Raw genomic sequence first — 19274 nt, 5'->3', positions numbered from 1 at the left:
CTTCCTAAGCCCCAACCGTTTTCAGGCTGCCTCTGATGATTTGAGGCAGCCTGAAAATCATTTGCGCAACCGCAACGCATTGCCCACCACAATCAGCGAACTCGCGCTCATGCCGATGGCGGCAATCCACGGCGTAACCCAGCCTGCCACCGCCAGCGGCACCACGACGAGGTTATACACGCTCGCCCAAATCAGGTTTTGGCGGATGACGCGGCGCGTGCGGCGGGCTTGGCGCAGCAGGCGAGGGATAAGGGCGAGGTCATCTTGCAGCAGAATCACATCCGCGCCTTCGCGGGCAACATCCGCGCTGCCCGCCACCGCCAGCGACACATTGGCGGCGGCGAGCACGGGCGCGTCGTTGATGCCGTCGCCCAGCATTAACACGCGCTTGCCCTCGGCTTGCAGGGCTTGCACATAGGCGAGCTTGTCTTCAGGCGTGGCTTGGGCGCGGCGGTGGGCGATGGCGAGCTGGTCGGCAAGCTGGTTCACTGCGCCGGGGTGGTCGCCGCTCAAAACGTGGGTGGCGATGCCGCGCGCGTGCAATTCGGCGAGCATGGCGGCGGCGTGCGGCTTGGTTTCATCGCGCAGGATAAAGGCAGCCTGAAAACCGTGTTCGTTGCCCAGCATGATGATGCTGCCCGTGGGCAAGCCGTCGGGCAGGTTTTCAGGCTGCCTTTGTGGCGCGCTGGGGGCGATTTGGGCAACAAAATCGACGCGTCCAATCGCCCATGTTTGCTGCGCGATTTGGGCAACGATGCCTTGCCCCACATGGTTTTGCCGTTGGCTGGCGATGGCTTGCGGCGCGGCATGAGGCAGCCTGAAAAACGCTTGAGCGATGGGGTGTTCGGATTGCTGTTCTAGGGCTTGAGCGATGGCGATGATGTCGCTGGGGCAGCCTGAAAATGTGGTTTCATCGTATAGCCGTTGCTCGGCAAAGGAATAAATATGCGTAATCGCCAGCTTGCCTTGCGTGAGTGTACCTGTTTTGTCAAACACGGCATCGGTGATTTGCGCCAAGTTTTCAAGGGCTTGCCCCTGCGCAATCAACACGCCTTCGCTGGCGAGTTTGCCTGTGGAAGCAGCGAGCGCGGCGGGCGTGGCAAGCGATAGGGCGCAGGGGCAAGTAATCACCAGCAGCGACACGGTTACCCACAAAGCGCGGGCGGCGTCGGCATACCACCACCAAGCCAAAAAGGTGGGCACTGCCATGATAATCAGCGACAGCGTGAAGCCCGAGGCATAGCGCTCGGCCAGCTCGGCAAGGCGCGGCTTTTGCGCAAGGGCTTTGTCTAACAGCTTCACAATGTGCGCCAAGCGCGTTTGGTTGCCCACTTCGGTGGCGCGGATGATGATGGGGCTGGCAACGTTGAGTGTGCCTGCGGTTACAAGGCAGCCTGAAAACTTGGCAACGGGCAGATGTTCGCCCGTGAGCATCGCTTCGTTGATTTCGCTCTCGCCGCTCAATATCACGCCATCCACAGGCACGACTTCGCCCGCGCGCACCAGCAGCACATCGCCCACCGCCAGCGACACCACCGCCTCTTCTTCGCTGCTTTCATCGGGATAACGCGGCAAGCGATGGCAAAACGCAGGCACCAGCTTCACCAAACGCTCCGCCGCATCGCCCGCCTTGCGCCGTGCGCTGTGTTCCATAAACCGCCCCAGCAGCAAAAAGAACACAAACATGGCGATGCTTTCAAAATACAAGCCTTGCTGCGATTGCACCGCCAACGCGCCCACGCCTGCGATAAACGTGAGCGAAATCGCCAGCGCAACAGGCGTGTCCATGCCCGTGCGCCCGTTTTTCAAATCGCGCCACGCGCCTTGGTAAAACGGCAACGCCGCGTAAAACATGGCAGGCAGCACCATAAAAAACGCGCCCCAATGCAGCATGGCAAGGTAGGGCGGCTCAATGTCGCCGAAGAGGTAAGTGGGCAGCGCAAACATCATGGTTTGCATGCTGGCAAAGGCGGCGATGGCAAGGCGAATCAGCATGGATTTACGCTCACGCTGGGTTTGCGCTTCCATTTTTTGCGCGTCATACGGCGCGGCGGTGTAGCCCGTTTTTTGGATGAGCGACAAAATATTGGAAAGCTGCACGCGTGTTTCATCCCAGCGCACGCGGGCGCGTTGCGTGCTGTAATTCAGCTCCACTTGGCTAATGCCCGCTTGGCGCATCAGCCGCTGCTCAATCAGCCACACGCAGGCGGCGCAAGTGATGCCGCCCAGCATCAACGTGGCTTCGCGCTGGTTTTCAGGCAGCGTTTCCACAAATTCGGCTTGCACTTCGGGCAGGTCGTAGAGTTTGAGCTGCGCCATGATTTCATCGGGCGGCAACTCCGCTTTTTCGGCTTGGGCGGTGCGGTTTTTGTAGTAGCTGCCCAGCCCGGCATCGATGATGCCTTGAGCAACGGCTTGGCAACCCACGCAGCAGGTGGGCTGCTCTTGGTTGTTGTAAACAATGGGCAGATGGGTGTGTTCGGGGACGGGGAGTCCGCAGTGGAAGCAAGGTTGAGACATGGGGGGATAGAGAGTGTGTGGATGGTTTTTAAAAGGCAGCCTGAAAATGGGAAATAGGCGTTTCAGGCTGCCTTTGGGCTTGCGGATAACATCAAAGGCAGCCTGAAAACCTAATCTATCATCAATCAGTATCCGCCCAAAAAAACAGCCGCCCCACGCAGAGCGGCTTGTTTCATCATGTGATTACTGCGCGGGCACAATGCTGGCGTTTTGCATCAAATTGCCCACCGCTTCTTGCACACGCTCGTTGGCTAGGCCGGCGCGCAAGCCTTCTTTGATTTTGTCTAGCGGCTCAATGCTGATTTTGCGCTTGTCGTTGATGTAGTAAACCGCGTGTAGCTTGTCGCCTGAAATCGGCTTGCTGTATTGCCCTTTTTTCAGGCTGCCGATGGCTTGGTAGATATTGGGGCGGGCTTCTTGCAAATCGCGTAGGGAAATGTAGTCGCTAAACACCGCGCCGCCTGCTTTGATGTTGGGGTCGATGCTGTATTTGCGGGCGACTTCGGCGAAACTTTTTTTCGCTTTCAAATCGCGCTCGGCGGCTTTGATTTGCTCGGCGTTGTCGGTGATGATTTCGCCGATTTGCACTTCGTCGGTGTTGTCGTAGCGCTGTTTGATTTCGTTGTAACGCTGTTGCACTTGGGCATCGGTTACGGGGTTTTTGTTGATGACGTCGCGCGCGTAAACCTGCATCAGCAGCTGGTTTTGGTAATCCGCCCATTGCTGTTTGAAGTCGGCTTGCTTGTCTGCGCCTTGGGCTTTGGCTTGCTTCATGCTTTCGCTTTCGGCATCTTTGTATTCTTTGCTTTTGTCCAAGCCTTGTTTTTTGGCGGCTTGCGTTACCACGGTTTCCAGCACGGTTTGCTGCGCGATAAATTGGCGCAGCTCGGGGCTGTCTTGCACTTGCCCTTGACTGCCGGCAACCACGGCTTGCACGCGGCGGTCCAGCTCGCTGCTGTCAATTTTTGTGCCGTTTACGGTTACCACGGTTTGGGCAAACAGGCTGCCCGAAATCAGGGCGGCGGATAGGGCGGCGGCGATATAAGTGGGTTTCATGGGGTTTCCTTTCGGTTGGGGGATGGGATGTGCTCGGTTGTGAAGTGAAAGGTTTTCGCTGCGCGGAACTTTGTTTCAGGCTGCCTTTGCGCGGCAGGCGATGCTGTTCTGCGCATTAGGCAGCCTGAAAATACTCGTCAGGCGTTTGCGCGAGGATGCTGAGTGCGTGGATTTGTTGGCTGGTAAATAAGTCTTGCAGCAGGGTTTGCACTTGGCGTTGCCGCGCTACGCGACTCATGCCGTTGAATGCGTTGCTCACCACCAAGATGGCGTAATGCCCGCCGCCTTTGTTGCCTGCGTGTCCGATGTGCAAATGGCTTTCGTCGGCAAACTCGTACACATCGGGGGCAAGCGGGGCGAGTCGGCTGGCTATTTGGTCGCGCATTATTTGGGGAACACTTGTTTAAAGGGGCGAATCAGCATTTCGGCATACACGCCTGCGTGCACATAAGGGTCGTCGCCTGCCCATGCTTCGGCGGCGTCTAAATCGGGGAAGTCGGCAACAATCAGGCTGCCGGACATCACGCTGGGGTTATCGGGCAGCGGGTTGGGGCCGGCGCAGAGCAGGCGGTTTTCCCGGTGCAACGCTTCCAAGCGTTCCAAATGGGCGGGGCGGGCGGCGGCGCGCGCTTCGCCGGTGTTTTCGGCATCGGTGGCTAGGAACATAAACAGCATGGGCTTACTCGCTTTCTTTGGGGAGGTGTTTGACAAGGTAAATGCCTTGCGCGATGGAAAAGGCAATGGAAATGGGCAGGTAGCCCCATAGTTTGAAGTTCATCCAAACGGGTTCGCGCTCGGCGGTAAAAGGGTAGGCAATGGCGAGGTTGAGCGCGCCGAGAAACAGGAAAAAGCCTATCCATGCGTAGCCGAGTTTGTGCCAAACGTGGTCGGGCAGGGTGAGTTCTTTGCCCAACAGCAGGCGTAGGCTGTTTTGCCCGCACAGTTGCATGGCAACCATAATGATGGCGAGCAGCCACGGCAATATGGTGGTTTTGAGCATGATAAACGTGCGATCGTTTAGCGCGATGGTTAAGCCGCCAAACACGACAACCAAGATGAAGCTGAGCCATTGGGTGGGTTCCAGCTTGCGGTGTTGCCAATAGGTGTAAGCGGCTTGGGCGATGCCTGTTACCACGGCGACGATGGTGGCGAGGATGATGTTTTTGGTGGCGGTGTAGGTGGCGAAAAAGAGGATGATGGCGATGAAATCGCTGAGTGTTTTCATGGAACGGGCGTTGTGTTAAAAATGCTTATCATAATAACTGAAAACGGGGGATTTGGGCGTAAAAGGTTTGTTTTGCGCGGGGCAGGCAAGCCTGTTTCCGCCATGTGGGTCTGGTTTCAGGCTGCCTATCACGGCTTACTCGGTGAGCAAGAAGAATTCCACCAAGATGTTTTTAAACAAAAAGCCCATCACGCCCAAGCCGAGCACGAAAAACAGGATAAACATCCCCCATTTGCCCGCTTTGGATTCTTTGCCCAGCTGCCATACGATAAAGCCGAGCATGATGACCAAGCCGCCGATGCCCAGCCGCATACCCCATAGGGCGAATTGTTCTTCTGACATGATTGTTCCTTTGTGTGTGTTGAGTGTTTTTACGCTTTGGCGCTTGCGTAACTATGATGAGGCAGCCTTACCCTTTTGTCCAAATCTTTGATTTGGGTATAAGTGAGCATCTAAATCTTTGATTTAGCCATGCGAACTTATGCAAAGCCAAAAGGGTAGTCCGCAGCGCAACGCGCAAGGTAGAAAACCGTATTAACCTATTTTCAGGCTGCCTATTTGTGTTGATTACGCTGCCAACGCCTGTTTCAAATCATCAATCAAATCATCCACATATTCCAAACCGATAGACAAGCGCAGCAAGCCTTCGGTTATCCCCGCTGCCAGCTTGTCCTCGGGCGACATTCTGCCGTGCGTGGTTGTCCACGGATGCGCGATGGTGGAGCGCACATCGCCAAAGTTTGCCGTTTTGGAAAAAATGTTTACCTTATCAACCACTTTCCAAGCCGCTGCCGTGTCGCCTTTCACTTCAAACGCCAGCACCGTGCCGCCCGTGCTTTGCTGTTTTTTCACCAACGCCGCTTGCGGGTTTTCAGGCAGCCCCGAGTAATATACTTTGCCCACCTGCGGTTGCTGTTGCAGCCATTGCGCGATTTTCAGCGCGGAAGCCGCCGCCGCTTCGGTGCGCAGTATCAGCGTTTCCATGCCGCTGAGCAGCATCCATGCGTTAAACGGCGAAATGCTCAACCCCATGGTGTTCACATACATGCCCACTTGCGTAATCAAATCTTGCTTGCCGCACACCACGCCGCCCAACACGCGCCCTTGCCCGTCAATCGATTTGGTGCCCGATTGCACGCTTAAATCCGCGCCCAAACGCAGCGGCTGTTGCACCGCAGGCGAGCAAAAACAGTTATCCACCACCATCAACGCGTTGATTTCATGCGCTATTTGCGCCAAGGCTTCAATATCCGCCACTTCGCCCAAAGGGTTGGACGGCGTTTCCAAGAAAAACATTTTGGTGTTCGGGCGGATTGCCTTGCGCCATTCGTTTGCATCGGTTTGCGAAACCAGCGTCACTTCAATGCCAAAGCGCGACAGCGTGCCGATTAAGCCCGCCGTTGTGCCAAACAGGCTGCGGCTGCTGATTAAATGGTCGCCCGCGCTCAGAAAGGTGAGCAGGGCAGCCTGAATCGCGCTCATGCCGGTTGCCGTTGCCATGCCCGCTTCCGCGCCTTCCATGATGGCAACGCGCTGTTGGAACGCCGCCACCGTGGGGTTGTTGGTGCGCGAATAAGTGTAGCCCGCTTGGCGTTTGGCAAACACATCGGCGCATTCTTCCGCGCTGTCAAACATAAAACTGCTGGTTAAAAACAAGGCTTGATGATGTTCTTTAAACTGGGTTTGCTCTTTGCTGCCGCGAATCGCTAGCGTTTGCGGATGAAGTTTTTTGGCGTTATTCATGTTTGCATTCTTTTACAAAAACAGGAAAGTCGCTATTTTGCGCCTTTTCAGGCTGCCTTTCAATGCTTATAATTTGCGCTCTTAACACTCGTTTACAAGGACACACATCATGAAATGGACCGACATCCAACGCATCGCCGAAGAGCTTTACGACACCCACGGCGATAGCATCAACCCCGCCACCGTGCGCTTCACCCAACTGCGCGATTTGATTCTCGCCCTGCCCGATTTTGACGACGACCCCAACCGTTGCGGCGAAAAAATCTTGGAAGCGGTGCAACAGGCTTGGATTAACGAAGCGGAGTAGGGCGGGGGCATACGGCAAACCGTGCGGCATAGCGATTGCCCAATCGCCCTGCGGATTGCCCCGCTGTTTTCAGGCTGCCTATCAAGGTTTAATAGGCAGCCTGAAAATTTGTTGCGCCCATTGCGAATAAAACCCGCAGCCGCCCAAACGCATCTTATCCTTTTTAACCCATAGGCAGCCTGAAACGCCGTTTCGCAAAGTTAAAACCATGTCCACATTCTCCACCCGCCTTATCCGATGGCAACGCCAACACGGGCGCAACAGCCTGCCGTGGCAAACGCGCGACCCCTACCGCGTCTGGCTCTCCGAAATCATGCTGCAACAAACCCAAGTGGCGACCGTGTTGGATTACTACCCGCGCTTTCTTGCCGCTTTTCCCACCGTGCAAGCCCTTGCCGCCGCCAGCCAAGACCAAGTGTTAAGCCTGTGGGCAGGGTTGGGCTATTACAGCCGCGCCCGCAATCTACACGCCGCCGCGCAGCAAATCGTGCAACAACACAGCGGCGCATTCCCGCCCACGCGCGCCGAGCTAGAAACGCTAAAAGGCGTAGGGCGCAGCACCGCTGCCGCCATCGCCGCCTTTGCCTACCACCAGCGCGAAGCCATATTAGACGGCAACGTGAAGCGCGTGCTCTGCCGCGTCTTCGCCCAAGACGGCGACCCCGCCAACAAAGCCTTTGAACGCCAACTGTGGGCGCTTGCCGAAAGCCTGCTGCCCAGCCAACCCGGCGATATGCCCGCCTACACCCAAGGGCTGATGGATTTGGGCGCAACCCTGTGCACGCGCAGCAAACCGCGTTGCACCGAATGCCCCATGCAAAGCCTTTGCCAAGCCCACGCCCAAAATCGCACCGCCGAATTGCCACGCAAAAAATCCCCCGCCGCCGTGCAACAGCAAACGCTTTACTGGCTTATCATTGAGCAAAACCACGCCATCTGGCTACACAAACGCCCGCAGCACGGCATCTGGGCAGGCTTGTGGTGCGCGCCCACATTCAACAGCCTAGCCGAGCTGCAACACTTCGCCGCGCAACACCATCTCCCCTTTCACCACGCCACCGAGCTGCCCATCATCCACCACCGCCTCACCCACCGCCAACTAGAAATCATCCCCTACCACATCGCCGCCGATTCAGGCAGCCTGAAAGCCGAAGGCTTCAACAAAGTTAAAGCCGCCACAGGCGAATGGGTAAGCCCCCAAGCATTCGCCCAATACGGCATGCCCAAGCCATTGGAAAAATTATTAGCAAAATAAACAAGATAGCGTTTTCAGGCTGCCTAATGGGATAAGCAATAGGCAGCCTGAAAACGCATCCAGCACAAAGCTAAATATTTGGCAACATCCGCCCGCATGACAACCCGCCCCCAAATTTTATCCACAAAACCTGTGCATAAATCCCCCGCTCATCGCAGGCAAAAAACAAAAAACCTTGTGAAATCATGGCTTCTGTTAAGATTGCTGAAAAAATAAGCAAATCAACAAAAATCAATAATAATCAAAAAGATAAAATAAAAAATTAACTGTCAAGCTGTGGGCAAAAATATTTTTCTTTACAAAAAACGCGCAATAATATTTCTCCAAATCGCTAAAAAGCGAGCCACAAAGCTCGCTTATTGCCCAACCCATTTAGCCCATCAGGCATCCTGAAAATCCAACAGCCCCACAAACTCATCAAAATGCCCGCGCACATAGTTATACACCTTCAGAAAAATCTCCTCGCACTCCATAAAATACCATTCATCCACCACCGCAAACTGCGGAAACGCCTCGCGCACCGTTGCCGCATCGCCATGCTGCCCAATCGCCGCGCCCAGCTCACGATACAAGCCCCGCGCCTGCAACACAATATCGGGCAACACAGGCACGCCCCATGTCGCAAGCTGTTCCGCGAACTGGTCGCACAACAACTCCTCGCCATAGCCCAGCGCGATTAGCATCGCAAAACCCTCGTCCTCCGCAATCTTGTCCAAACGCAAATACGCCAGCAACGCATTTTGCGCGCCCGACAAACGCGGCGAAGTGGTCGCAGCATGCTGTTCCAACTGCTCCAAACAATGCGTAAACAAACGATTCACCCGCTCCGCCGCAATTTTGTGTTCCATAGCCAATCCTAATCCTATTAAAAACAACGATTTTACTTTTTAGGCAGCCTGAAAACAATATGGCGCAGCAACGGCTGGCTGCCGAATAGCATATTTGAGTTGATGGGCTGCACCTAAATTTCAGGCTGCCTCACTATAAGGCAGCCTGAAAACAAAAAACAGCCGGCTGCAAAAACAACCGGCTGTTATCCATCTATTCACATTAAAAGATTATAACACCACGCGGCGGAAATCTTTCAACAAGTTTGCCAAGAACACAGTGAAGCGCATGCCGGCTGCACCGTCGATTACACGGTGGTCAAACGACAAGCTCAGCGGGCACATCAAGCGGGGCGCAAATTCTTTACCATTCCAAACAGGTTTGATTTGAGATTTGCACACGCCCAAAATAGCCACCTCAGGCGCATTCACGATAGGCGTAAAGCCGGTACCGCCGATGCCGCCCAAGCTAGAAATGGTAAAGCAAGCGCCTTGCATTTCTTGCGGTTTCAATTTGCCTTCGCGGGCTTTTTTGCTCAATTCGGTCAATTCTTGGCTGATTTCTTTCAAGCCTTTTTTGTCCACATCTTTGATTACAGGCACAACCAAGCCGTTTGGCGTATCCGCCGCAAAGCCGATGTTGTAGTATTTTTTCAATACCAAGTTATCGCCGTCCAAAGAAGAATTGAACTCAGGGAATGCTTTAAGCGCGGTAACAGATGCTTTGATGATAAATGCCAAAGGAGACACTTTCACACCTGCTTTTTCCCATTCTTTGTTCAATGCTTTGCGGAATTCTTCCAGCTCGGTCATATCCGCTTCTTCGTTCACGGTAACATGAGGAATCATCACCCAGTTGCGAGACAAGTTTTGACCAGAGATTTTTTTGATGCGGGAAAGCTCTTTAACTTCCACTTCGCCGAATTTACTGAAATCCACTTTTGGCCATGGCAACAAGTTCAAACCGCCGCCCAAAGAAGCGCCTGCGCCAGATTGCAGCACGCCTTTAACGAATGATTTAACGTCTTCCGCAGTAATACGGCCTTTTTGACCAGAGCCTTTAACCGAACCCAAATCCACGCCCAATTCGCGTGCCAATTTGCGTGTTGAAGGACCGGCGTGTGCTTTGGAGAATGCCGCTTCGTTAACAGCAGAAGATGCAGCAGGAGCAGGTTTAGCCGCAGGCGCAGGTGCTGCTGGGGCAGCAGGTGCAGGCGCAGCAGCGGCGGGAGCGGGCGCAGCAGCAGGAGCGGCTTGTGCAGGCGCTTCTGCGGCAGCAGCACCCGTTTCAACCGTTAGAATCACCGAACCTTCGGAAACTTTGTCGCCCACTTTAATTTTCACTTCTTGCACTACACCAGCCGCATCCGCAGGCACATCCATCGTGGCTTTGTCTGTTTCCAGTGTAATCAAAGTTTGGTCTAATGCGATGGTGTCGCCCGCTTTTACTTCAACGGCAATCACATCTACATTATCGTGTCCGCCAATATCGGGGACTTTAATTTCTACAATGCTCATGAGTTTTCCTTGAATGAGTCTATTTAAGATTGAAAAATGGTTTTCAGGCTGCCTGAAAACCGTGTTTCAGGCTGCCTGAATCAAACGCTAATTACAGATTCCAGCTCGCTTCGCGGTTAGCGTCAATACCGTATTTTTCAATGGCTTGTTGAACCACTTTCGCATCAACTTTGCCTTCTTTTGCCAAACCGCTCAATGCAGCAACCACAACGTTGTAGCGGTCCACTTCAAAGAATTTACGCAAGTTAGCACGGCTATCACTGCGACCAAAGCCATCGGTGCCCAACACAGTGAACGATTGACCAGCAGGGATGCCTGGGCGGATGCGTTCAGCAAAGGCGCGAACATAGTCAGTAGATGCCACAACTGGACCGGTATGACCTTGCAATTGACGAGTAACAAATGGAACTTTTTGTTCTTTGGTTGGGTTCAAACGGTTGAAGCGTTCAACTTCCATGATGTCGCGGTGCATTTGGTTGAAGGATGGGCAAGACCATACATTGGCTTCTACACCGAAGTCATCTTTCAACAATTGAGCGGCAGCAAGCACTTCTTGCAAGATTACGCCAGAACCCAACAGTTGAACTTTCTTATCGCTCTTACCACCTTCTTGCAACAAGTACATACCGTTCAAGATTTCTTGCTCAATGCCTTTGCGAGCAGGCATAGCAGGGTGAGCGTAGTTTTGGTTCATCACGGTTACATAGTAGAACACATTTTCATGGTTCACATACATGCGGCGCAAACCGTCATGCAAGATGACAGCCAATTCGTATTGGAAGGTTGGGTCATAAGTGTGGCAGTTTGGAATCAAATCTGCTTGGATGTGGCTATGACCATCTTGGTGTTGCAAGCCTTCACCGTTCAATGTGGTGCGACCAGAAGTGCCGCCCAGCAAGAAGCCGCGTGCATTCATATCACCTGCTGCCCAAGCCAAGTCGCCAATGCGTTGGAAACCGAACATTGAGTAGTAAATATAGAATGGGATGGTGGTGTAACGGCTGTTGGCGTAAGAAGTTGCAGACGCAATCCATGAAGAAATCGCACCAGGCTCGTTAATACCTTCTTGCAAGATTTGACCATCAGTTGATTCTTTGTAGAACATCAACTGTTCTTTATCTTGGGGTACATAGTGCTGACCTTGGGTGTTCCAAATACCAATTTGGCGGAACATACCTTCCATACCGAATGTGCGGCTTTCATCAGGCACGATTGGCACAATGCGTTTGCCCAATTCTTTGTCTTTAATCAGCGTGTTCAAGATGCGAACGAATGCCATAGTGGTAGAAAATTCGCGATCGCCACTTGATTCTAATTGAGTTTGGAATGCGCTCAATTCGGGGATAGGCAAAGTTTCATTGTTTGGATTACGAGAGGGCAAGTAACCGCCCAGTGCTTTGCGCTGACCGTGCAGGTAGTTATATTCAGGTGTGCCTTCTGCGAAGCGAACATATGGTAAATGATCACTTTCAATTTGCTCGTCGGTTACAGGGATGTTGTGGCGAGTGCGGAATTGTTTCAATGAAGGAACATCCATTTTTTTCGCTTGGTGAACGGTGTTTTGTGCTTCACCTGCTGCGCCCATGCCGTAGCCTTTAACTGTTTTAGTCAAGATTACAGTGGGTTTGCCGTTAGCGTGGTTCACGGCTTCGTAGTAAGCGTTGTACACTTTAACGGGGTCGTGTCCACCAAATTCTAGGTTGTAGATTTGTTCATCAGTCAAATCAGCAACCAATGCTTTCAATTCTGGGGTGTTGAACATATGTTCACGGATGTAGGCACCATCTTTTGAGTGGAAGTTTTGGTAGTCGCCGTCCACAATTTCTTCCATGCGTGCTTTCAATGCACCTGTGGTGTCTTTTGCCAGTATGGCATCCCAGCTACCGCCCCAAATCACTTTAATTGCATTCCAGCCTGCGCCACGGAAGATACCTTCGTATTCTTGCATGATTTTGCCGTTGCCGTTTACAGGGCCATCCAAGCGTTGCAAGTTACAGTTAATCACGAAAATCAAGTTATCCAATTTTTCGCGGGCAGCTAATGCGATTGCGCCTTGTGCTTCCGGCTCGGTCATTTCGCCATCGCCACAGAAACACCATACTTTACGACCCGCAGTTTTAGTCAAACCGCGTGAATCCAAGTATTTCAAGAAGCGTGCTTGGTAGATTGCCATGAGCGGGCCAAGACCCATAGACACGGTTGGAAATTGCCAGAAATCAGGCATCAGGTGGGGGTGCGGGTAAGAAGACAAGCCGTCTGCAAAGGCTTCTTGACGCAAGTTGTCCAGCTGTTCGTCGCTCAAACGGCCTTCAACATAAGCGCGGGCATAAATACCGGGCGCAGAGTGCCCTTGCATGAACACCAAATCACCTTCCACGCCATCGCCTTTGGCTTTCCAGAAATGGTTGAAACCTACGTCATACAATGTTGCGGCAGACAGGAACGAACCGATGTGCCCACCAAGTTCCAAACCTTTGTGTTGCGCATTGATAACCATTGCCGCGTTGTTCCAGCGAACAGCGGCGCGGATGGCGTGTTCTAGATTATGGTCACCAGGCATAGCAACTTGCTTGCTTGTCGGGATGGTGTTTTGGTAAGGGGTATTGATACCTGCGGGTACATTTACGCCTTCATTTTTTGATGTGCCCAAAAGCTGTTCCAACAAGAAACGTGCGCGCTCAACGCCTTCGTTTTCCACCACTGAGCGAATTGCATCAACCCATTCCTTGGTTTCAATGGGATCGACGTCGTTTACTGCGTTGTAGGTTTGAGACATGGTGTCTATCCTTCCTGTTATGAAGTTAAAACTTCGGTTGTGAAATCGTCATTCAATGCAAAGATGCCGCGAAAAAGCATCCTTTCATGACACGAAAGAAAACACTAGAATTGTAGCGTTAATGGGGTTGAATAGCAAACTTGGGCAGCCTGAAAGTTTGTTTTGCGTCATAAAACGATGGATATATTTTTCAGGCTGCCCGAATGGGGAATTTTTGTTGCTATTGTGCTGTGAGGCGTGGCAAAATTTTCGCCTTTTTTAGCGGGCGCGATGGGCGTTGTTTTCATGAATAAGCTGGTTCCTACTTTTCATATTTTGTCCAAATTGGGCATGTTTTTTGCCTTGTTGATTTTGATGCCGACGGTGGTGTCGTATTTGTATGATGATGATGCGTTTCCCGTTTTTTGGCACACGGCGGCGATTTCCGAATTATTGTTTTTCTTGATTTGGCTGCTCTGCCGCAAACGGCAGCATGAATTGCGCCCGCGCGATGGTTTTTCGCTGGTGGTGATGTTGTGGCTGGGTTTTGCCTGCATTGCGGCGTTGCCGTTTTATTATTATTTTTCCGAAATATCGTTTACCGATGCGTTTTTTGAAGCGATGAGCGGGCTGACGACAACGGGGGCGACGGTGATTTCGGATTTGGACGATTTGCCGCCGTCTATCAACTTTTGGCGGCATATGCTCAACTGGCTGGGGGGCATGGGGATTATCGTGCTGGCGGTGGCGATTTTGCCGATGCTGGGTGTGGGGGGGACGCAGCTGTTTAAGGCGGAGATTGCGGGGGTGCACAAAGACAAAACCTCGCCGCGCATTTCGCAAACGGCAAAACAGCTTTGGCAGTTTTATTTGGCTTGCACGCTGTGGATTGCGATTGCGCTGCATTGGGCGGGGATGAACTGGTTTGATGCGATGTGCCATGCGATGTCGTCTTTTGCGCTGGGGGGCTTTTCCACGCATGACAGCAACATTGCGTTTTTTAATTCGCCTGCGATTGAATGGGTGATTATTGGGGCGACGCTGTTGGGCGGCATCAATTTTGCCAACCATTTTGCGGCATTGCGGCAAAAATCGTTGCGCCATTATTGGCAGGATGAAGAAGTGCGCACCATGATTTTGCTGCTTTCAGGCAGCATTGTGGTGGTTGCTTTGTATTTGACTTATAAGGATTTTTATTCGCTGTCCGATGCGTTTCGGTATGTTACGTTTAATTATGTTTCCATTGGGTTGGCGAGTGGTTTTTCTAATGCGGATTTTGCTACTTGGCCTTTGATTGCTTCGCTGTGGATGTTTTTTTTGGCGAATATTTTGGCGAATACGGGGTCTATGGGCGGCGGGGTGAAATTGGTGCGGATTTTGGCGTTATGCAAAATTTTGAAGCGTGAGATGACGCTGTTGCAGCATCCGAATGCGGTTCATGTGGTGAAAGTGAACGGGCATAAGCTGTCTGACCATGTGGCGATGGCGATTGCAGCGTTTGTGTTTGTGTATTTTTGCACGGTTACGCTGTTTACGTTTGCTTTGATGATTTCGGGGCTGGATTTGGTGAGCGCGCTTACGGCGGTGATTGCGTGTATTACCAATGCGGGGCCAGGATTGGGGGCGGTGGGTCCTAGCCATGATTACACGGTGCTAACTACGGCGCAAAAATGGATTTGCGCGGTGGTGATGCTGCTGGGGCGGTTGGAAATTTTTACGGTGTTGATGCTGTTTACGCCTGCTTATTGGCGCAAGTAAAGCAAGCGGCGGGGAAAGGGGCGCACGTTGTGCAAATCCAACAAATGCGGTTGTGTGGGAAATATTTGTTTGATTTTTTATGATTTTGCTAGACGGCAAATGTAAACATGGGCAGAATGCGCCAAGTTGGCGTTGTTGGATGGCTTGGTGAACAACGTTGTTTTTTTGTTTAACATATCTGTGAGGTAAGACGAAATGGCTCAATCTAAAATTGATGTTAGCGGCATGACCAGCAAACAAGACGGCGACCGCTTGGTGGAAGCAACCAGCAATGTGGCGGGTGTGCGCTTTGTGAATGCGAACCATGAGGGCGGTTATGTGGTGGTTACGCATACGGATGATTTTGACCCTGCGGCTTATAAGGCTGCGGTGAATGCGGCTGGGTTTAGCGCGTAATAGTTGGATTTAAAGGATAAAAACGGTTTCAGGCTGCCTGAGGCCGTTTTTTTGTTGGGAGAGGAGGCAGCCTGAAATCTTATCTGTCCCGCAAAAAAAACGTTTGGCGGGATGGCAAACGGTTTTGTTTTTCAGGCTGCTTTTGGGTTGGGCGATGTTCCAACAACGTTTTCAGGCTGCCTTTCTCTGCGCCAGCACGCGTTCTACGGTATCCACGATGGCTTGGGTTTGCGTGTCAATTTCAATGTTGATGCTGTCGCCCACTTGGCGGCTGCCAAATAGGGTGCGTTGTAGGGTTTCGGGGATGAGGTGGACGTTAAATTCGTGTGCGGTTACGTCGCCGATGGTGAGGCTGCATCCGTCTAGCCCGATAAAGCCTTTGGGCAGGATGTAGGCGGCGAGCGATGGGGGCAGCCTGAAATAGAGGGTGCGGTTGTGTGCGTTTTGTTCTATGCGGCTGATGGGGGTGGTGGCGATGATGTGCCCGCTCATGACGTGCCCGCCGATTTCGTCGCCAAAGCGGGCGGCGCGTTCCAGATTGACGCTGTCGCCGGTTTTCAGGCTGCCTAAGTTGGTTTTGGCGAGGGTTTCTGCCATTAGGTCAAAGGTGGCTTGGTTGCCGTTGATTTGGGTGATGGTGAGGCAGCAGCCGTTGTGGGCGATGGATGCACCGATTTGTAGGTTGTGTGCCATGTGTTCGGGTAGGGCGACGGTGTGGCTGCGGAAGTCTGCGCTGGGTTGGTGGATGTGGACGATTTTACCTGTGCCTTGCACGATGCCTGTAAACATGGGGGTTCCTTGTGATGGGGTGGGGGATGGCGGGATTTTAGCATTTTTGTGGATGAGGTTTTAGGCGCTGGCTTGTTGGTGGGCGATTAGGCAGCTTGAAACGCAATCCAATCCGTAAAAAGCCATTTGTTCCAGCGCGTGAACGAACGCGGTCAAATCGCGCTGCCATTGGGCGGGGTTGTTTTTGGCAAAATACAGCGAGATGTGCGGGGCGTGTTCAACATGGCAGCCGTAGCTTTGCGCCGGCGGCAAAACGGCTAAATCGCCCATGCCTTCAAACGCCAACCGAATGGGGGTAGGCGCGGCGGGGTGGCGCAGCGGCCAAACGGCGGAGATGTCTAGTTCGTTGCCCTCGTGTTCGGCAATCTGCCAGTGATGCGCGGTAAGCAGGCGGGATAGGTCGTTGAGATGTCGTTGCATGGTAGTTCCCCAATATTGAGGCAGCCTGAAAACAGGTGAGACGGGTTTCAGGCTGCCTATGGTCGGATGATTCACGCCGCGCCGATTTCGTTATCGCACACCACTGCTTGCGCCCCGTTTGCCCGCCACGCATCTTGCCAACACGCCACCACATCCGCGCTCGCTGCCGCCACAATCGGCATCGCTGCGCCCGCGCGCAACACCTCCGCCAACGCCTGCGCCATCGCGTTATCGTTCACGCGCCAAATAATCGCATCGGCAGCTTGCGCCGCGCGAAACTGCGCCGCATCGTCCACCGCCAGCCACACGCTGGGGGCGTTTTCAGGCTGCCTATTGCGTTGCTGCCAAGCATCCAGCGGCATCCACACGGCTTCGTGCGGCGCTTCTGCCATCGCGTGCGGCGCAACAGTATGCGGCATAACGCGATATTCGCCCGAGGCATTGCTGCCCAGCAAACCCGTTTTCAGGCTGCCTGAAAATGCGCTGGGGATGGCTAACTGCGCCAGCAACGCCGTATTGGCGGGCAACATCGGCGACACGGTGAAATCGCCCGCCTTTTGCCACGCCCATTGCTGTTGCTCGCGCGCTTGCAGTTTGCCGCGCCATTCATGCGCCGCCACGCGAAAAAAACGCAGGTTTACATGGGCGTGTTCGTAACGGTAAAACTTCGCCAACCACGGCGTGGCGTGGATGATTTCAACGCCCAGCTCTTCCATAAACTCGCGTTGCAGCGCGGCAAATTCTGTTTCGCCCGCTTCCACTTTGCCGCCCGCAAATTCCCAGTAGCCCGCATACGGCTTGCCCTCGGGGCGCGATGAGAGCAGAAATTCGCCGCATTCGTTAAATAAAATGCCTGCGACAACGTGGATTTTAGGGGGCATGGGGATTCCTTTTTGTGATTATTGGAGGGCGATGGTGGGGCGATAAAGGCAGCCTGAAACGGCTAAAACAGCTTTTCAGGCTGCCTTATTGGTTCACAAAAGACTGTTTAGAAAACGGTTCACAAAAAACAAGCGCGTAGTGTGTGAACCTGTTTAGGCGCCATTTATTAAGCATCGCTAAACGGTGCGTGGCATAGCCATACACCCTACTTGTGCCGTTGTGATTTTGGCTGGCGATAGTTTGAAAAAGCGCGGATAGGACAATAGTTGGGCGATAAAGGCAGCCTGAAAACAGCTAAAACAGCTTTTCAGGCTGCCTATTTGTTCAAAAAAGACTGTTCACAAAATATTGTTCACAAGACGGTTTACAAAAAACAAACAGCGCGAAATCTCACGCTGCTTGTTTAACCAACACGGCTAGCCGTGCAAACTTTCCATCCGAATCATCACCACAGGCGCGGCAACGGTTTCTTGCGCTTCAATTTCCGCAATCGCCGCCTTGATGTTTTTCTCAATGGTGGAGTGCGTCAAAATCACAATTTCGGCGTGGGTGCTGTCCAGCACGCTTTTTTGAATCAACGCTTCAATAGAAATATCGTATTTTGCCAACACCGCCGCCACCGCCGCCAACACGCCCGCTTGGTCTTGCGTGTACATCCGCAGATAATAGCTGCTGGTGATTTCGTCGATGGACAAGAAATTTTGCGCTTGCACCTTGTCGGATTGGAAGCCCAGCAGCGGCACGCGGTTCTCGCTGTCGGCATCCAGCAGGCGGCAGATGTCGATAATATCCGCCACCACCGCGCTGGCAGTGGGCAACGCGCCCGCGCCCGCGCCGTAATACAGCGTTTCGCCCACCATGTCCGCTTTCACGCGCACCGCGTTCATCACGCCGTTCACATTCGCCAGCAAGCGGCTTTCAGGCAGCAGGGTAGGGTGCACGCGCAGCTCAATGCCTTTTTCGGTGCGGCGCGTGATGCCGAGCAGCTTGATGCGGTAGCCCAGTTCTTCGGCGTATTGAATATCGCGGCTGTCCAGCTTGCTGATGCCTTCCAGATAGCACGCGCCAAAGTTCACGGGCGTGCCAAATGCCAGCGCCGACATAATGGTGATTTTATGCCCTGCGTCGTGTCCTTCCACGTCAAACGTGGGGTCGGCTTCGGCGTAGCCCAATTCTTGCGCCTGCTTCAACACATCGGCAAAGGTTGCGCCTTTTTCGCGCATTTCGCTCAAAATAAAATTGCTGGTGCCGTTGATGATGCCCGCGATGCTGTGAATGCGGTTGGCCGCCAAGCCTTCGCGCAGCGTTTTGATGATGGGAATGCCGCCCGCCACCGCCGCTTCAAAGTGAATCATCACGTTGTTTTTTCGGCAAGGGCGAAGATTTCGTTGCCGTATTCGGCGAGCAGTTTTTTGTTGGCGGTAACGATGTGTTTGCCGTTTTCAATCGCTTGCAACACGGCATCTTTGGCGATTTCTGTGCCGCCGTAAAGCTCCACCACAATGTCCACGTCGTCGCGTTGCACCAATTCGGTGGGCTCGGTTACCACCGCCGCTTGTGGGCAAAGCTGGCGCGCCCGCACCGTGTTGCGCGTGCACACGGCGGTTACGCGCACTTCGCGCCCCAATCGCCTGCTGATTTCTGCTGCGTTGTCTTGCAACACTTGCGCGGTGCCACCGCCGACTGTGCCTAAACCCAAGATGCCAATGTTTACTGCTTGCATAAAAGTTGCCCCTATTGATTGAGAAAGTAATTGAAGTTATGAAAAATTTGAAAACGCGCGATGGTAAACCATTTCAGGCAGCCTGAAAACCGATAAGCGC

17 protein-coding genes and 1 pseudogene are annotated in these 19274 nt (G+C 53.1%); 4 read left to right on the top strand and 14 right to left on the bottom strand.

Annotated elements, in window-relative coordinates:
* Window positions 1-57: 57 nt before the first annotated feature.
* From H3L93_RS07640 to metZ, 7 genes are all read right to left on the bottom strand, one after another.
* A complete protein-coding gene (locus H3L93_RS07640; protein ID WP_003794530.1) occupies window positions 58-2520 on the bottom strand; it encodes a heavy metal translocating P-type ATPase in 2463 nt (820 codons plus the stop codon).
* A 183-nt stretch (window positions 2521-2703) separates the two neighbouring features.
* Window positions 2704-3576 (bottom strand): peptidyl-prolyl cis-trans isomerase, encoded by an 873-nt coding sequence (locus tag H3L93_RS07635; protein WP_003794533.1) that lies wholly within the window; start codon window positions 3574-3576, stop codon window positions 2704-2706.
* Between the two features lie 115 nt (window positions 3577-3691).
* A complete protein-coding gene (locus H3L93_RS07630) occupies window positions 3692-3961 on the bottom strand; it encodes a BolA family protein (RefSeq protein ID WP_003794537.1) in 270 nt (89 codons plus the stop codon).
* Window positions 3961-4251 (bottom strand): YciI family protein, encoded by a 291-nt coding sequence (locus H3L93_RS07625; protein WP_003794539.1) that lies wholly within the window; start codon window positions 4249-4251, stop codon window positions 3961-3963. Before H3L93_RS07625 ends, H3L93_RS07630 begins: the two co-directional genes overlap by 1 nt.
* A gap of 4 nt (window positions 4252-4255) precedes the next feature.
* Window positions 4256-4801, bottom strand: coding sequence for a septation protein A (locus H3L93_RS07620; protein WP_003794541.1), 546 nt, complete (start codon window positions 4799-4801; stop codon window positions 4256-4258).
* 135 nt (window positions 4802-4936) lie between these two features.
* Window positions 4937-5143, bottom strand: coding sequence for a DUF2788 domain-containing protein (locus H3L93_RS07615; protein WP_003794544.1), 207 nt, complete (start codon window positions 5141-5143; stop codon window positions 4937-4939).
* Window positions 5144-5368: 225 nt separating this feature from the next.
* Complete coding sequence (gene metZ / locus H3L93_RS07610; protein WP_003794546.1) at window positions 5369-6544, bottom strand: O-succinylhomoserine sulfhydrylase; 1176 nt, start codon at window positions 6542-6544, stop codon at window positions 5369-5371.
* Window positions 6545-6653: 109 nt separating this feature from the next.
* On the opposite strand from metZ, the gene iscX reads away from it, so the two are divergent.
* Together iscX and mutY are read left to right on the top strand one after the other, a co-directional pair.
* A complete protein-coding gene (gene iscX, locus H3L93_RS07605; protein ID WP_003794547.1) occupies window positions 6654-6851 on the top strand; it encodes a Fe-S cluster assembly protein IscX in 198 nt (65 codons plus the stop codon).
* Between the two features lie 208 nt (window positions 6852-7059).
* Entirely contained in the window at window positions 7060-8106 is a 1047-nt protein-coding gene (gene mutY, locus H3L93_RS07600; RefSeq protein ID WP_003794550.1) for an A/G-specific adenine glycosylase, read from the top strand.
* A gap of 380 nt (window positions 8107-8486) precedes the next feature.
* Here mutY and H3L93_RS07595 read toward each other — a convergent pair whose 3' ends face one another.
* The 3 genes from H3L93_RS07595 to aceE all read right to left on the bottom strand — a co-directional run bounded on the left by H3L93_RS07595 (window position 8487) and on the right by aceE (window position 13227).
* On the bottom strand, window positions 8487-8954 hold the full coding sequence (locus H3L93_RS07595) for a DMP19 family protein (protein WP_003794556.1): 468 nt from the start codon (window positions 8952-8954) through the stop codon (window positions 8487-8489).
* Between the two features lie 210 nt (window positions 8955-9164).
* Window positions 9165-10451: a dihydrolipoyllysine-residue acetyltransferase gene (aceF, locus tag H3L93_RS07590; RefSeq protein ID WP_003794559.1), complete on the bottom strand. Its 1287-nt coding sequence runs from the start codon at window positions 10449-10451 to the stop codon at window positions 9165-9167.
* A gap of 91 nt (window positions 10452-10542) precedes the next feature.
* Window positions 10543-13227, bottom strand: a complete 2685-nt coding sequence (aceE, locus tag H3L93_RS07585) for a pyruvate dehydrogenase (acetyl-transferring), homodimeric type (RefSeq protein ID WP_003794560.1) — start codon at window positions 13225-13227, stop codon at window positions 10543-10545.
* Window positions 13228-13512: 285 nt separating this feature from the next.
* Here aceE and H3L93_RS07580 point away from each other — a divergent pair, with 285 nt between their 5' ends.
* Both H3L93_RS07580 and H3L93_RS07575 read left to right on the top strand, forming a co-directional pair.
* Window positions 13513-14964, top strand: coding sequence for a TrkH family potassium uptake protein (locus tag H3L93_RS07580; RefSeq protein WP_040558150.1), 1452 nt, complete (start codon window positions 13513-13515; stop codon window positions 14962-14964).
* A gap of 195 nt (window positions 14965-15159) precedes the next feature.
* Window positions 15160-15360 (top strand): hypothetical protein, encoded by a 201-nt coding sequence (locus tag H3L93_RS07575; protein WP_003794565.1) that lies wholly within the window; start codon window positions 15160-15162, stop codon window positions 15358-15360.
* A gap of 171 nt (window positions 15361-15531) precedes the next feature.
* Here the strand turns inward: H3L93_RS07575 and H3L93_RS07570 are convergent, their stop codons facing one another.
* The 4 genes and pseudogenes from H3L93_RS07570 to H3L93_RS07555 form a co-directional block, all read right to left on the bottom strand.
* Window positions 15532-16149 (bottom strand): riboflavin synthase, encoded by a 618-nt coding sequence (locus tag H3L93_RS07570; protein WP_003794566.1) that lies wholly within the window; start codon window positions 16147-16149, stop codon window positions 15532-15534.
* 60 nt (window positions 16150-16209) lie between these two features.
* Complete coding sequence (locus H3L93_RS07565) at window positions 16210-16569, bottom strand: hypothetical protein (protein ID WP_003794569.1); 360 nt, start codon at window positions 16567-16569, stop codon at window positions 16210-16212.
* 71 nt (window positions 16570-16640) lie between these two features.
* The gene (locus H3L93_RS07560) at window positions 16641-17450 is read right to left on the bottom strand and encodes an NUDIX domain-containing protein (protein WP_003794570.1); all 810 of its coding nucleotides are present in this window, start codon (window positions 17448-17450) and stop codon (window positions 16641-16643) included.
* A gap of 417 nt (window positions 17451-17867) precedes the next feature.
* Window positions 17868-19174: pseudogene (locus H3L93_RS07555) on the bottom strand (homoserine dehydrogenase).
* Window positions 19175-19274 lie beyond the last annotated feature (100 nt).

This window comes from Kingella oralis (assembly GCF_014054985.1).
Lineage (GTDB): Bacteria > Pseudomonadota > Gammaproteobacteria > Burkholderiales > Neisseriaceae > Kingella_B > Kingella_B oralis.
Note: the sequence above shows the minus strand (reverse complement) of the source record. Positions and strands in the feature narration are given on the sequence as shown.

Coding starts and splice junctions, on each gene's coding strand:
- H3L93_RS07640 (WP_003794530.1), bottom strand. CDS start 2,520: ATGTCTCAACCTTGCTTCCACTGCGGACTCCCCGTCCCCGAACACACC.
- H3L93_RS07635 (WP_003794533.1), bottom strand. CDS start 3,576: ATGAAACCCACTTATATCGCCGCCGCCCTATCCGCCGCCCTGATTTCG.
- H3L93_RS07630 (WP_003794537.1), bottom strand. CDS start 3,961: ATGCGCGACCAAATAGCCAGCCGACTCGCCCCGCTTGCCCCCGATGTG.
- H3L93_RS07625 (WP_003794539.1), bottom strand. CDS start 4,251: ATGCTGTTTATGTTCCTAGCCACCGATGCCGAAAACACCGGCGAAGCG.
- H3L93_RS07620 (WP_003794541.1), bottom strand. CDS start 4,801: ATGAAAACACTCAGCGATTTCATCGCCATCATCCTCTTTTTCGCCACC.
- H3L93_RS07615 (WP_003794544.1), bottom strand. CDS start 5,143: ATGTCAGAAGAACAATTCGCCCTATGGGGTATGCGGCTGGGCATCGGC.
- metZ (WP_003794546.1), bottom strand. CDS start 6,544: ATGAATAACGCCAAAAAACTTCATCCGCAAACGCTAGCGATTCGCGGC.
- iscX (WP_003794547.1), top strand. CDS start 6,654: ATGAAATGGACCGACATCCAACGCATCGCCGAAGAGCTTTACGACACC.
- mutY (WP_003794550.1), top strand. CDS start 7,060: ATGTCCACATTCTCCACCCGCCTTATCCGATGGCAACGCCAACACGGG.
- H3L93_RS07595 (WP_003794556.1), bottom strand. CDS start 8,954: ATGGAACACAAAATTGCGGCGGAGCGGGTGAATCGTTTGTTTACGCAT.
- aceF (WP_003794559.1), bottom strand. CDS start 10,451: ATGAGCATTGTAGAAATTAAAGTCCCCGATATTGGCGGACACGATAAT.
- aceE (WP_003794560.1), bottom strand. CDS start 13,227: ATGTCTCAAACCTACAACGCAGTAAACGACGTCGATCCCATTGAAACC.
- H3L93_RS07580 (WP_040558150.1), top strand. CDS start 13,513: ATGAATAAGCTGGTTCCTACTTTTCATATTTTGTCCAAATTGGGCATG.
- H3L93_RS07575 (WP_003794565.1), top strand. CDS start 15,160: ATGGCTCAATCTAAAATTGATGTTAGCGGCATGACCAGCAAACAAGAC.
- H3L93_RS07570 (WP_003794566.1), bottom strand. CDS start 16,149: ATGTTTACAGGCATCGTGCAAGGCACAGGTAAAATCGTCCACATCCAC.
- H3L93_RS07565 (WP_003794569.1), bottom strand. CDS start 16,569: ATGCAACGACATCTCAACGACCTATCCCGCCTGCTTACCGCGCATCAC.
- H3L93_RS07560 (WP_003794570.1), bottom strand. CDS start 17,450: ATGCCCCCTAAAATCCACGTTGTCGCAGGCATTTTATTTAACGAATGC.